Origin of the sequence: Pseudomonas ovata (assembly GCF_003131185.1) — a bacterium.
GTDB classification, from domain to species: Bacteria; Pseudomonadota; Gammaproteobacteria; order Pseudomonadales; family Pseudomonadaceae; genus Aquipseudomonas; species Aquipseudomonas ovata.
The window spans coordinates 1-13,027 of record NZ_QFFU01000003.1; the positions used below are offsets into that span (position 1 = coordinate 1).

Sequence of the window (13,027 nt, forward strand, 5' to 3'; positions counted from 1 at the left end):
GGCAACGACGAAGTACGCGTTTCGGTACCTCATGCCAGCGCCACGCTTCTGGCTGACAACATCGAGCGCCTGACCTTTGTCGGCAGCAGCGCCTTCAAGGGCTACGGCAACGCCAGCAATAACATCATCACCGGCGACTCGGGCAATGACACCCTGTACGGCGGTGCCGGTGCCGACCAGTTCATCGGCGGGGACGGCTATGACACCGTAGGCTACCTCGACAGCAAAGTGGCCATGACCATCGACCTGAAAACCGGCATGCATTCCGGCATTGCAAGCGGTGATACCTACACCAGTATCGAAGCGATCGGCGGGTCGAATTTCAACGATATTTTCTATGCCGCCAGTTCGCCCATGGGGCTGGAAGGTGCAAGCGGCACGGACCTGGTGACCTATGTAAAATCCAACAGTGCGGTGACCATCGACCTGAACACCGGTGCCAACGCGGGTGATGCCGCAGGTGACACTTACACCGCCATTGAAATTTTCCAGGGCAGCAACTTCAACGACACGCTATCAGGTTCGCGTCTGGTAGACATTTTCGTGGGGGGTGCCGGGGCCGATAGCATTGATGGCCGCGAAGGCCTGGACAGCGCCTGGTATATCACCAGTACTGCCGGGGTCACCGTCAACCTGCAAACCCAGGTCAATACCGGTGGCGATGCCGCAGGTGATGTGCTGACCAATATCGAGCGTGTGGTAGGCAGTCACTTCAACGACACCCTGACCGGCGACGCTGCCACCAACTATCTTGAAGGGGGACTGGGCAACGATGTCATCAGGGGCGGCGATGGCAACGATTACCTTTATGGCGGGCTGACGTCGCAGATTGGTCCCTTCACACTGGCGGGCGTGAATAACGGACCACAGGCTGATGTGATATACGGCGGCAATGGTAACGACACCATTGTCACCGCTGCCGATGATCGGGGTAGCAAGGTTTACGGTGAAGCCGGCGGTGACGTCATCACTGTGGCCAGTGGCACGGCCGATGGCGGCGAAGGCAACGACCTGCTGACCGGCACGGGCCTGGACTTTTCACTGCTGGGCGGCGCCGGTGATGACAGGCTGGTACTGAAGGGCAGCGGTTTGGCCAATGGGGGTCAAGGCAATGATATGTATACCGCCGATACGGCGAAGCTGATGACGATTCAGGATGACGGCACCAGTAACGGCGACACATTAATCCTGTCGTACATCAGCTACAGTGAACTCATGATCACCAAGGCTGACAACGACCTTTACTTCCACCGATCAGGTTTTGCTGCGGGCGAAACGCCGCAAGACGGTGTACGCCTCAAGGACTGGTTTAACGGTTACAACACCATCGAAGAGTTACAGACAGCCGATGGACAGCTCGTCATGTTGACAGGCATTAACAGTGAGATCGCTTATCTGTTCGGCTGATTGACGTTGCACACCGCTGAATCATCAGCCAAGGGGATGTATCCATTACGGATACATCCCCTTTCTGCTGGCATTGACGCCAGACAGCATCAGCCTTGGGAACTGTCACCCAGGGTAAAACCACTCCCCTTGAGGGAGAGGTGTCGGTTATAGGCCGTGTCATGCTCGAACGCCGCCGGCCACTTGCTGCGCAGCGCTTCAAGTGCATCAGCCGATTGCACTACAGTGCCTGGATGCACAACCTGGACCTGAGGCGTCCACACTGTCAGGTAGCCGGCTTGTCCTGCCTTCAGACAGAGGTCCACATCGGCGAAAGCCTCGGCAAAGTCGCCCTCGTCCAATCCTCCAAGTCCCTCGAACAGCGCTTTTTCGATCATCAGGCAGCTCATGGAAACGGCCGAGTAATTCTGCTCCACCGTCAGCCGCTGCATGTAGCCTTCTGACTGCATGGGCTCGCCTACGAAAGCGGAGCCGACACTGCCATCGAAGCCAAGAATCAAGCCCGCTTGCGTCACACTGCCTTCTCGATCCACCAGCTTGGCACCCACTATGCCAACCTCGGGACGCTGGGCCTGGTTGAGCATCGACTCGATCCAGCCAACATTGACAATTCCGCTTTGAGCATCCAACAAGACTAGATATTCACCTTCGGCCTGTTGGCAAAGCTGGTTATACATGGCCACAGCGCTCATTGACTGATCGGCGCGAAATACACGAATCCGGCTGGACACTTGTTCTTGCTGATCCAACCAGGCCATAAGCGTCGGGTCGCTGCTGTTGTTATCACCAATCAACACTTCGTAACGAGGGTAACGCGTGCGTTGCAGAAGATTGTGGAGGCAGAACTGCAGGTCCGCGAGGTTATCCTGGCTATGGACAAGAATCGAAACGACAGGGCGGTGAGCATGGCGGTAGTCGATTTTCCACCCGCCTGAAGGCACCGCAATGACCTCGGCCTGATAACCACGCGTTCTCAGGTGACGGGTCATGGCTTTTTGCTCGTCATCATTAACCGCCAGCTCCGGGGCCTGACAGATCATTACCGGCTCGCTCAGATGAGCCAACCCGGCCATGCCACCCTGCTCGATCAGGCGCAGCAAGAGATCAAATTCCAGGGCCGCTGGAAAATCGCGTGAATACCCACCAGCCTCGATGAGTGCGGTACGCCTGATCAACCAATGACGTGCTACATACCCTGGCAGCCCCAACAGCAAGTCGAGGTTGAAGTCCGGGAACAGCGCGGGCTTGAGTGTGCCATCGGCCTGACGGTGAATGGCATCGACTGCGACCGCACGGCACTGATCAGCGCCGGTCAATTCGTCAGCGGCCAGCAGTAGGCCGGATGCCGTAAATTGCTCGCCTGCCATTGCCAGCATCAACCAGTCACTGGTCGCCTGCTTGACGGTCTGGTTTATGCGGTCGATGTAGTTGCTACTGCTCACTTTCACGAAGTGCAAGGTGTGCTGCAAGGTGGTGGCCGCTGGCAATTCGCTGCTGGTGAATACGATAACCTTGAAGTTGCGATAGTGGCCATTGATCAGGCTGTCGAAGGTGGCCTGTAGCTTGAAGATGTCGCCCTCAAGGTCCAGCAGCAAAATACCGATTTGCGAACCTTCTGGCCGAGTGCCTTGGCGCGCCAACAGTTGTTGCAGGCTGGCCGCTTCAGGGGTCCGCGATTTCAGCCATTCAAGCACACGCCCCGAAGGCAACTGATCAAGCAAGGAACCATTGTCATGGAAACTGACCGCTCGCAGTCGCTCATCCCAGGCGGACAGTTGCTCGATCTGCTCCACAAGGTCTTCTTCAGTGGACGATGGGTCACGCGGCTGGGTTTTCAGTTCATGGACCAGCGTGCGCACAATATCCGCATTGAAGGGATAGGTGGCGTAGGCTTGCCACAGCCTGTTGAGTAAGGATTCAGCATCCGGATTGTTCTGCAAGCCTGCCAGTTCGACTTGCCGAAGCAAAGCGGCCTCCAGTTCTTTGATTTGTCCATCGCCCGCTGGCAAGGCATGAATCAGAAACTCGAGACGGACCAGTTCGTCAAAGAAATCCTGCGTATAAAAGGGCATTTCCAGAAATTGTCGAGGCTCGAAATTCGGCTCTCCCACTTCCAAGGCCAGGTTCCAGACGGAGCTGACAATTTTTACCCGGCTTTGACGCGGGCGTGTTTTGAGGCTTTCAGCCAACACCCGAAGCCCTTCATGAAGCGAGTCTGCATCAATGTCAGGCTTGTCGACCAACACTGCGCTTACGTGCGCAACCCAGGCATCACGTTTCGACCGCGCAGTCGGATCGTTGTGCAGCACAATATCCTGCAACGCTGCCGTATCCCGGGCCAGCACGTCAGGAGGCGTCAGGTGCAGGGCGTAAGGCATGGGCAGAACGCGCACCCGCGCAGCATTGATCAGGTACAAAGTCTGGCCAATGTCCAGCATCAGATCACTGCCATCGACCGGCATTGCGTTGTACCAGGCTTGAAGTACGGGCGTACGGGTCACAGCATGGAGCAACGGTACGCTTTGCTCCATGAAACGCTCGAGCCGCTCAACCCGGCCTTCAGCATCGTGATCGTCGAGCACCTTGTGGTCACGAAGATAATAGTCGACCCGTCCCAGATGGGCTTCGTAGGTCAGGCTGTAACCCTGGGCGGCGTTGTAATCAGGATGACCGTCAAGAAACTGTACGGCCTCACTCAGCGCTTGCGGCAGCAAAAGGCTTTCGACATCGACCCACACTGCGTAGGGCGTTGCCACGGCACGCAATCCTTCGTTGACACGTGCAGCCAGGCTGGCCTGTCGCAGTGCGGGGTGATGGCAATACTCGACATGACCCAGCGCCGCTATTTCATTATCAGCGTTCATAGAGGCATCGCACACCTTGATGACCACAGGCAGATCGCAATACCAAGCCAGTGCGCGGCGCAGAAAATCCGGTTGCTCTTTGGCAATCAGTACCAAGGTCAGGCGTGGGTCCAGAGATGCAACTGCATTGCCATTATCGCTAAACATAATTCGTCCTATCGCCTATTAATCGGGCAACCAACCGCTGGCCCAATACTGCAGATTCTCGCCGCGCAGCATGAAGTCGCGTAGCACGGTCTGGCGCAGCTCATCGCCCATCCGGTAACTGGCAGCCGGATCGGACAAGTGCATGCGGATTGCGTCAAGCCACTCACGTGCACTGTTAGTCAACACACGGGTTGCCGGCAAATGCCCACGATACGCTTGCGTGTCGGAACAGACGACCGGGTAACCACAGGCCCCATACTCCAGCAGTCGCAGGTTGCTTTTGCAATCATTGAAAATATGAAGTTCCAGAGGGGCCAACGCCAGATCGAGATTCAGGCTGGCGAGCTTGGCAGGATAGTTATCCAGACTGACCGCGCTATGAAACTCGTGGATGTAGGGCCGCAACAGTTCCGGGCACATGCCAAAGAACACCCATTCGACTTCATCGGCCAGCTCACGAATGACATCGACAATCAGCTCTAGGTCACCACGATGGCTGGTTCCTCCGCCCCAGCCGATTCTGGGTTTGCCCGAGGCACGACGCACACTCTTGAGGTTGTTCCAAAGATGCGGGGCCAGCATGTTTGGCACTACCCGTATATCGTTGTGCATCCGTGACAAGGCATCGGCGAGGGGCTGGGTCGACACCACCAGCCGGTCACACATGCCAATGCCTCGGCGCAACACGCTTTCCATGTTTTCCGGCATGCTGCGGCGGTGCTCGTTCTTTTCCGGTACATCGACAATGTAATCATCGAGCTCAAAGATGCGCAGGGCATTGGAAAATACCTTCACCTGCTCGATCTCATGCAGCCTGCTTTCACTGTAACGCCCCTGGATCACGATGACATCAGGTCGCTGCTGCTCCACCTCGGCGATTGTGGGTGTTTCATAAGTCAACTTCCCAAGGATGCGCCCGGCCGTCTCCAGCTCGATCAGCGGCTGGGTGAGCCGATAGTGGCCGACGGCACCGGAGTTCACCGTCATTCCCAGAATCGAAGGCAAGTGCTGGGTACAGAACGGATTCCAGCCGGTACGCAGACCTGGTTTAAGGTCATAGGAATGTGCTTCGGTCTGCATCAGGTTGGGGTTGTAAGCCGGATCCCGGGCAAATTTAGGTAGCCACTTAAGGCACAGCGCCTTTTGCGCATTGAGGACCTGCGCTTGACGCTCAGGCGTTCGTACAGGGCCTGCTGCCTCGTCCAGCACAATCCGCGTGGCCGGGTCCCAGACCGCCAGATACCCTTGCTGGCCCGCACGCAAGCACACATCAAGGTCGTTGAGCCCCTGTGTGAAGGTCGTTTCATCCTGCGGCCCCAGCGTGTCCAGAACGTCCTTGCGAACCATCATGCAATGGCCACTCAACACGGTCCAGTTCTGGGCCGCCTTGAGCCGCTGCATGTAACCCTCGGAGTCTGGAGAGGCATGTAACGACGGTCTGCCCGCAACCCCTTCCATTCCCAGCACCCTGCCGGCGTACTCAATTCTATCTTGCGAATCGAGTATCATCGGCCCCACTACGCCCACCTCGGGGCGCTGCGCATGATTGAGCAGGCCTTGAATCCAGCTGTCCTGGCTGACGCGGGTATGCACACTCAGAAACAGCACATAGTCGCCTCGAGCCTTTTGTGTGGCCAGGTTCCAGGCTCCGGCCTCGTTATCACCATCAACTGTACTGACGATGCGCAGCTTGTCAGAGTTCATCGCGCCCATGGCGGCAAGCCAGGCAAGCGTCTGCTCACCCTGGCTGCCATGATTGACGATCAACACTTCGTAACGAGGATAGGTCGTCTTGCTGAGCAGGCTGTCCAGGCAGCGCTCAAGGGCATTAAGGTGATCACGAACGATGATGACGATCGTCACCAGCGGCTGGGTGCCGTGCTGGTACTGAACCCTGTTGAGCAACAGTCCGTCATCGTGATGAATAACGTGCGGGACACCCATACGCTGCAGATGACCGGCCGTCAGTGGCTCACTGGCCTGAATGACGGCAGGTAATGACAGCCAGTCAGCGAACGCCAGACTTGATTCGACCAGGACCTCGGCAATATGCTCGACCGCCTGCGGGCCTGCACTTTCCACGATGCGCCAGATCACATCATGCGGCGCCAATTCGCCGTATGCTGCATCGAAACCGCCAAGATCGAGCACACCGCGACGCTTGAACGCCAAGACCCGCCCGACATAAGGGTAGCTTCGCATCAGGTCCAGATTGAAGTCTGGCTTGAATACCGGATCCCTGGACTCGTCTTCATGCAAGGCACCCTCATCGCTGTAAACGCATGTGAGGCCCTGCATTTGAGCCACTCGCTCAGCCAAGATCAGCAGCGCAGGCTCAATCAGACGGTCACCGGCATGTACCAGATAGACCCAGTCCGCGTGCTCGAGCATGGCCAGCACGTCGTTAAGTTGCTGAACCCAGTTGGCCTGCAAGGGAATGTGCAAAACCTGAGGCTGCATCGGCACGGTTTCACGCCCCAGTACGACGATGGACTCGGGTGCATAGTCTTGCTTGTCAAGACTGGCGAGGGTGATTTCCAAGAAGTCCGGATCGCCGGAAAAGTCCATGACGATGGGCACGATTCGAGGACGGGTATGCCACGAAGCAATACGCTGCGGTAATAGTTTTTTTTGTGCAGGCGTGTACGTTCGACAAGCCAGCCATTGCGCATACAGTTCGGCATAGCTGTTGGCGTAAGAGCCCACCCTGTTGCGCATGATGCCCTGACGCGTGGCGGCCAACGCATAAAGGCCTACCTCGTCCCATTCACGCGGTTCAACCTGGGCCTTGTGCAAGGGTACGAACCGGGCCCAACCAAGCAATGACTCTACTTTTTCCTCGCGCACGTCGAGCATCTGCCGCAACCACCCCTTCTCAACCTGAGCGGCACTGGTGGCTTTTGCGCTGCTGCTCAATCGGTCCGGATGCAACCGTTCTGTCGCAGCGACCGTGTGCAGCGCAACAAGGTGGGTACGCCGCAACAGGCAGATGAACAGGGCAAAATCCAGAAGAGCCATGAATCCGTGACCGTCCTGAATCAATGCAGGGAGATACTCCAACACATTGTCCCTGCGCATCAGGGCGGCGCTGAAACCGCCCAGGTCATTGCTCAACAGCTTGTCGAACTCACCCAGCATGTCCACGCCATTGAAAAGCGCGTCATAGGGCACCAGGCCTGCATTCTCCATTCGCCCTGGCAGGACATAGTCATTGGCATCAATGAAGTTTCGGCGTGAAATGACCAACCCGACATCAAGGTTCTGACTCAGCGCCTGAGCCTGCCTGGCAATGCAAAACGGCAAAAGCTGATCGTCGTCACACAAAAACTTGATGTACTCCCCACCCGCCTCTTCAAGGCACTTGAGCAGGTTGCCCTGAAAGCCCAATCGTTGCGGATTGGCGACATAGCGCGCACGCGGGCTGCCAGCCTGGACAAGCTCATCGAAAACGGTCTTGATCTCGCCGGTCTGGCAGTCATCGCATACGATGATCTCCAAAGGCTCGTAAGACTGATCAAGCGCGCTTTGCAAGGCGGCCCGAAAGAAGCGGGGATTAAAAGCGGGGATAACAAGACTGACGAGAGGAGCTGAATTCACAGTGCGGACTCATGGGCTACGGGAGTCAGCAAGCGACTCCCTTGCTACCAAAAAAGGCTGAAGCGTCTGATTGCAAGGCATCAGATCTGGCTGAACAGGTTCAGCTTGGAGGCCTGGATAAAGACCTGCTGGGACGCTTGCAGCATGTTTTGCTGCAAGGTCAAACGGGTCGCGGCTTCAACGCCGTCAGACTTGGTAAAGGTCTCTGACTCGGTGACGTTGTTGCCCTTGATCATGTCGTTGGTCACCCCTTGATCAATCGCCGCCTTTTGCCGTGCACCACTGGCCGAAATCGCAGTCGCCAGTTGCTCCCTGCCACTGGCCAGGTTACCCAGTGCCGAGCTGAGCGAAGCCTGCAGCTTTTGCAGGCCCACCCCGTCATTGTCGACCTTGGTATCGAGGGCGGTAATGATGTCCGTCAGGGTGTTGAGAATGTTTTTGGTCTGGTGCGTGCCGGACTCGATGATGAACTGGTCGCCTTGCTGCGGCGTACCACTGACAGTGAACCTGGCGCCGGCGGCATTGATCTGCGGACCAAAACCACTGCCGGTGGCCACGGGCGGGTTGCTATTGCTGACCGGCGAGGCATACAGCTCATAACCACTGTTGGTGAACTTGAGAATCGCGCCACCGGTAGGAAAGGCGTTGTTGTACAGGGCTTGCTCGGCTGCCGTAGTCCCCACTGCTGCCTGGGTAATGGTTGCAGACGAGGTGTTGCCGGGACTGCGTGTCGCACTGATGCTGCTGGGTGTAGAGGTCAGTTGGTAGGTACGGTTCTGCAACGCCGTTTCGGCCGCGTCGGCACTGGCCCGCTCAGTCGCCGACAGGTTGACGTTCAGGGTCATGTCCACGCCACGGAAGATAAAACCCTGGCTGGCTGAGCTGGCGTAATCAAACTTGCCGGCCGTGGAGGCATCGGCCGTGACATCGTTACCCGCGTTATCAGTGATCAGCATCTGCGGACCATCAACGAATGACAGGGTATACGGCTGGCCCGCGACATAGCTGGCATTGTAGGTGCTGGTGGACGACACGCTGCCACTGGACAGGTTGATCTTGCCATCATCAACAGCCGGACGGGTCAGGGTTGCAGAGGTGCGCGTCGTGTTGACCGCCTGCTCGAACGCTTCCCAGCCTGTGGTGATGCTGTTAAGTACCAGGCCATCACCCACTTCCAGCGAGACGCCGTTCTGGTCGCCCTGATAGCTGTAAGTGCCATCGGAGTTACGAATGTACGGCGGCTGCGCCGAATCGGAACCGGAAAACAGATAACGACCGTTGGCATCCTGGCTGTTCATCAGGCCCATGATCTGGCTCTGCAACTGCACCAGCTCCTGGGAGTTGGCCAAACGGTCAGAGTCAGTCTGACCACCGTTACCGGAGCTGATCACCAGTTCGCTGGCACGTTGCAGCGCGGTGATGATGCTCGTCATCGCCGTTTCGGTATTGGCCGTGTTGTTGTTCACGATGGTGATGTTATTGGCGTACTGCTCAAGCATCGCATTCTGCTGAGCCAGCTGCAGCACACGCGCCGCACCTACCGGGTTATCACTGGCGGTGTTGAGCTTGGTTTCGCTGCTGACTTCTTCGCCGGTCTTGACGTACTTGGCGTAGTTACGCTGGTAATTGGCTGCCGAGGTCTCGTAAATCTGGCCGGTGGAAATGCGCATGGTCTACGACTCCTTAAAGACTGTTGATCAGCGTGCTGAACATGGTCTGCGCCGCCTTGATGATTTGCGACGAGGCCGTGTAGTACTGCTGATACTTGATCAGGCTGGCGGCTTCTTCGTCCAGCGAGACGCCGGACACCGAGTCGCGCGCCGATTTGGACTGGGCCAGCACTGCTTCGGTGGCGGTCACATCGCTTTTGCCCTGGCTGGCATAGGTGCCGACGCTGGACACGATACTGGCGTAGGACTGGGTCATGCTCACGCCGACGCTGCCATTGGCCACGCCCACGGTGCGCTCGGTCTGCAGGCCCATGACGGCTGCGGCGTTGCGGTTGTCCGAGGAGCCGGCACCGGTCAGGCTGATGCTGAAGGTGTCCTTGGGGTTGGAGGTGCCCGACAGGCTCATTTCGAACCCGAACGAACTCGCTCCCGTCCCTACGTTGAATTTCAGCGTGTTGGTCTGGCCCTGGATCACGGTACCGGTGATGGCGTTGCCACTTGGGTCCCTCACGGCCACGCCTTGGGCGTTGACCAGGCTGTAGCCCTGTACGCCGCCATTGACGTCGCCCATGACCAGGCGCATCGGCGTGGCGTCCTTGATGCCGCTCTGCAGGTTGTTCAGTTCCGTGGCGTTGTAGATGTTCGGGGTCGTGGTCAGGACCGGCTGGGTAAAGCCACCGGTGCCGCTGTTGCTGACGCCGGCAGCGGCGGTCAGGGGCGCGGCGGCGGCAATGTCCTGCGGGTCGGTCATGACCACCGAGATACCGGAGGCGCCGTTACGGGTCGGGGTCACCTTGAAGGTGTCGCCGGCGGCCATGCCGCCACCCTGCAACGACAGGGAGAAGCCCTCGAAGGTTGGCGCCGGGTTGTCGGTCAGGTTGCCGGTGCCCACGCTTTCACCATTGGGCAGGCGACGCACGGTGTAGGCGCTGCCGCTGGTAAAGGTGACTTCGTAGTCGCTGGTCGACAGGACACTGGTGTCCTTGATGGTGACATTCAGGTTGCCCGAGCCTGGGCTGTTGCCCGTCTGGCCAAGGCTGCGCTGGCCGATGGCGGCCGTCGAGTTGATGTCACTGAACAGCGCGCTGCCGAAATTGCCCTTGAGGTCGATGCCCTGGGCCAGTTGGGTGTTGACCTGATCGGCCAGCACCAGGCCGATACGGCCCAGTTCGTTGCCCGCCGGTTGCAGCACGTCGGCGCGATAGCGCAGCAGGCCACCGATGGAACCACCGGTGACCACAGTAGAGACGTCGGTCGCGCTGTTGCCGTAGGTGACCTGCACGGTGTACTGCGAAGGGTCGTTGGCGCCGGGCACTGCGCTCATCTTGAAAGACGAGCCGCCCACCACCAGCGACTGGCCGGTGCCGGTGTACACGTCGTAGCCGCCGTCGTTTTCGATGACCTTGACGCCGACCAGCTCATTGAGTTTGCGCACTGCTTCATTGCGCGAGTCGAGCAAGCTGTTGGGCGAGGTGTTGCCGCCGGAAGCCTGGGCGATCTGCTTGTTGAGGCTGGCAATGGTCGTCGTCAACTCATTGACGCCGTCGGTGTAGCTGCTGAGCTGGATATTGAGGTTGTCGTTCTGGGTGCTCAACTGCCCGGCGATGGAGTTCATGCGCGCGGCCAGCGACGACGCCTGGGTCAGGAACGCGGTGCGCTCGGCCGACTGGGTGGCGTTGCCCGACATGGTTTGCAGCTTGGTGAAGAACGACGACAGCTGCGCCGTCACACCCGTGGTGCTGTCGGACAGCAAGGTGTCGGTACGGCTGGCCTGGCTGGAATAGGCGGCGGCATCGGCCGTCAGCGCCGTGCTGTTGTGCAATTGGGTTTCCAGGTAGCCGTTGTAGATGCGACGCACATCCTGCAACGTGGTGCCGGTGCCGACATAACCGATGCCTACACCGACGCTGATCTGCACCGCTGCGGTCGTTCGCACTTGCTGGCGTGAATAGCCATCGGTGTCGATGTTGGCGGTGTTATTGCCGATGGTGTTGATCGCGGCAGTACTGGCATTCAGCCCTGAGAGCCCAATAGAAATCAGCGACATGGTTCAAGCCTTTATAAAGTCGTGGAAGAGCCCGTCACGGCGGCGTAGTTCTGGTAACTCTTCATCTGCTTAGCAATCTGGGTAATCTTGCTGGCGTAGTCCGGGTCCGTGGCATACCCGGCCTTTTGCAGCTCTTTTACAAACTGTTCCGGTTTATCGGCCGAGTTGATCACTTCTTTATAGCGACTGTTGTTCTGCAACAGGCTGACCAGGTCATGGAAGCTGTCGGCGAAGGAGTCGTAGGCGCGGAAGTTCGCCGTTTCCTTGACCATCTTGCCTTCACGGAACTCGCTGGTGATGGCGCGCGCCTCGGCGCCCTGCCATTTACCCATGGCCTTGATGCCGAACAGGTTGTGGCTGCTGCTGCCATCGCCCTGGCGCATGATCGATTTGCCCCAGCCGGTTTCCAGCGCCGCCTGGGCCACCAGCATGACCGGGTCGACGCCAATGCGAGCGGCGGCTTCCTTGGCCAGCGGCAGCATGGTCTCGACGAACTGGTCGGCATTGCTGAACGCCCGCTTGGCCGGGGCCAGCGGTGGCTGGGCCACGGTACGGGTCGACTCGATCGCCGGCGCTGCCAGGCTGGGGTCCAGGGTCCAGTCGCCATTGCCGCGGGCCACCAGTTCCTTGTGATTGCCAGCGCCGGTGGCACCGGGCACGTTGATGCGATGATTGGCCTGATCCTGGGCGGTGGCCGCCGACGGCACGATGCCGGCCAGCAGGCGGTCGGTGAGCTTGCCGGGCAGCGACAGGCGCCGTGTATTGAGCATGGCCATGTCGTTGCGGGCATGACCGGACGCGTCGGTGGCCGCCAGGGCTTGAGCCGAATTCGAGCGACTGGCCCACAACGGCTGCTGGTAGATGCCCGAGGCCAGCCCTGGACGCGGGGCTTTTTCACCGGCGGCGTCAGTGGCCTTGGTGGCGGCAGCAGGATCGAGCTGGGTGGCCGGCGCGTGATTCACGCCCTTGTCCTTGGACAACTGGCGCATCAGCACGTCCTGCAGGCCGATGCCGTTGCCACGGGTCGACAGGGTCACGGCCAGTTGCTGGTCGTACATGTCCTGGTACTGGCGGGTGGCCGCGGTGTTCATCGGATTGTCCTTGGCCAGCACTTCGTTGGCCGAACGCATGGCCTTGAGCATCTGGCTGACAAAAAGCGATTCGAACTCGCGGGCGACCTTCCTGAGGTTTTCCGGGCTGTCCTTGTCACCATTTTTCAACGAGGCCAGGCGGGTGACGTCGGTGTAGGCACCCGAATCAACCACACCGGACCCTGCGCTCTTGGGCATATCCAT

Annotated in this window: 6 protein-coding genes; 1 reads left to right on the forward strand and 5 read right to left on the reverse strand. The window is 58.8% G+C overall.

Going from position 1 to position 13,027, the window contains the following annotated elements:
- On the forward strand, positions 1–1,407 hold a 1,407-nt coding region (locus DGA31_RS05375; protein ID WP_161959153.1), incomplete at its 5' end, for a calcium-binding protein.
- 89 nt (positions 1,408–1,496) lie between these two features.
- Here the strand turns inward: DGA31_RS05375 and DGA31_RS05380 are convergent.
- The 5 genes from DGA31_RS05380 to flgJ form a co-directional block, all read right to left on the reverse strand.
- Positions 1,497–4,418, reverse strand: coding sequence for a TIGR00180 family glycosyltransferase (locus DGA31_RS05380; protein WP_109511858.1), 2,922 nt, complete (start codon positions 4,416–4,418; stop codon positions 1,497–1,499).
- A gap of 18 nt (positions 4,419–4,436) precedes the next feature.
- A complete protein-coding gene (locus DGA31_RS05385; protein WP_109511859.1) occupies positions 4,437–8,015 on the reverse strand; it encodes a glycosyltransferase in 3,579 nt (1,192 codons plus the stop codon).
- A gap of 80 nt (positions 8,016–8,095) precedes the next feature.
- Positions 8,096–9,685, reverse strand: a complete 1,590-nt coding sequence (locus DGA31_RS05390; protein WP_109511860.1) for a flagellar hook-associated protein 3 — start codon at positions 9,683–9,685, stop codon at positions 8,096–8,098.
- Positions 9,686–9,698: 13 nt separating this feature from the next.
- On the reverse strand, positions 9,699–11,732 hold the full coding sequence (gene flgK, locus DGA31_RS05395; protein ID WP_109511861.1) for a flagellar hook-associated protein FlgK: 2,034 nt from the start codon (positions 11,730–11,732) through the stop codon (positions 9,699–9,701).
- Positions 11,733–11,743: 11 nt separating this feature from the next.
- Complete coding sequence (gene flgJ, locus DGA31_RS05400) at positions 11,744–13,027, reverse strand: flagellar assembly peptidoglycan hydrolase FlgJ (protein WP_056838666.1); 1,284 nt, start codon at positions 13,025–13,027, stop codon at positions 11,744–11,746.

Bases quoted from the DNA above. Each gene is read 5' to 3' on its own strand.
- DGA31_RS05380 (WP_109511858.1), bottom strand. From the start codon at position 4,418: ATGTTTAGCGATAATGGCAATGCAGTTGCATCTCTGGACCCACGCCTG.
- DGA31_RS05390 (WP_109511860.1), bottom strand. From the start codon at position 9,685: ATGCGCATTTCCACCGGCCAGATTTACGAGACCTCGGCAGCCAATTAC.
- flgK (WP_109511861.1), bottom strand. From the start codon at position 11,732: ATGTCGCTGATTTCTATTGGGCTCTCAGGGCTGAATGCCAGTACTGCC.
- flgJ (WP_056838666.1), bottom strand. From the start codon at position 13,027: ATGGATATGCCCAAGAGCGCAGGGTCCGGTGTGGTTGATTCGGGTGCC.